Genomic DNA, 1120 nt, shown 5'->3' with positions numbered 1-1120 from the left:
CGGTGAGGTAACCGCAAGGAGCCAGCCGCCGAAGGTGGGGTAGATGATTGGGGTGAAGTCGTAACAAGGTAGCCGTATCGGAAGGTGCGGCTGGATCACCTCCTTTCTATGGAGAATCGTCTTCTGCAACGAAGACATTCAAATCTGCTTGATCTCGCTCGTTGTCAGTTTTGAAAGAGCAACGGTTGTTGCTTCTTTCGAAATGCGTTTGGTGACGATGGCGGAGGGGTTCCACGCGTACCCATCCCGAACACGACCGTTAAGCCCTCCAGCGCCGATGGTACTTGGACCGAAGGGTCCTGGGAGAGTAGGACGTTGCCAAGCGCATATTCCTTGGCGAATATGTCGAGGGCCCTTAGCTCAGCTGGTTAGAGCGCACCCCTGATAAGGGTGAGGTCGGTGGTTCGAGTCCACTAGGGCCCACCATATTGCATACAATTGAAATTATTGATTATGGGGCCATAGCTCAGCTGGGAGAGCGCCTGCCTTGCAAGCAGGAGGTCAGCGGTTCGATCCCGCTTGGCTCCACCATATCTGTTGCACCTTGAAAACTGGATAGCGAAACAAAATGCGAATTAGAATATCCTTTAAGCTGAACTTGTGTTCAACAAGTAAGTGCAAAGCGAGGATTTTCGCGAAAGACGATCCTTTGTCACCTTGTTTCTTACCTTGGACAGTTGTTCAAAGAAACAAGAGGGACAAGAGAGCGGAAGGCGCGAAAACCGAGCGAGTAGGTTAAGCTACTAAGAGCACACGGAGGATGCCTAGGCGCTAGGAGCCGACGAAGGACGTGGCGAACGACGATATTGCCTCGGGGAGCCGTAAGCAGGCCTCGATCCGGGGATGTCCGAATGGGGAAACCCGGCTGCTGTAATAGGCAGTCACTCATGACTGAATCCATAGGTCATGAAGAGGCATACCAGGGGAACTGAAACATCTAAGTACCCTGAGGAAGAGAAAACAAGAGTGATTCCGTCAGTAGCGGCGAGCGAACGCGGAGAAGCCTAAACCAATGAGCTTGCTCATTGGGGTTGTGGGACGTCTCACTAGGAGTAAGAAAGGTATTGATTAGGCGAAGAGGTCTGGAAAGGCCCATCAGAGAAGGTAACAATCCTGTAGC

At 52.1% G+C, this 1120-nt stretch carries 2 tRNA genes and 3 rRNA genes; all 5 read left to right on the top strand.

Annotated elements, in window-relative coordinates:
* Positions 1 to 106 (top strand): 16S ribosomal RNA (locus KQI79_RS27360); the annotation flags it as partial.
* A 101-nt stretch (positions 107 to 207) separates the two neighbouring features.
* Positions 208 to 324: ribosomal RNA gene (gene rrf, locus KQI79_RS27355) — 5S ribosomal RNA — on the top strand.
* 25 nt (positions 325 to 349) lie between these two features.
* Positions 350 to 426 (top strand) — tRNA-Ile (locus tag KQI79_RS27350).
* Positions 427 to 455: 29 nt separating this feature from the next.
* Positions 456 to 531: transfer RNA gene (locus KQI79_RS27345), tRNA-Ala, on the top strand.
* Positions 532 to 733: 202 nt separating this feature from the next.
* Positions 734 to 1120 (top strand): 23S ribosomal RNA (locus KQI79_RS27340); the annotation flags it as partial.

This window comes from Paenibacillus sp. MSJ-34, from assembly GCF_018918005.1.
GTDB lineage: Bacteria > Bacillota > Bacilli > Paenibacillales > Paenibacillaceae > MSJ-34.
Note: the sequence above shows the minus strand (reverse complement) of the source record. Positions and strands in the feature narration are given on the sequence as shown.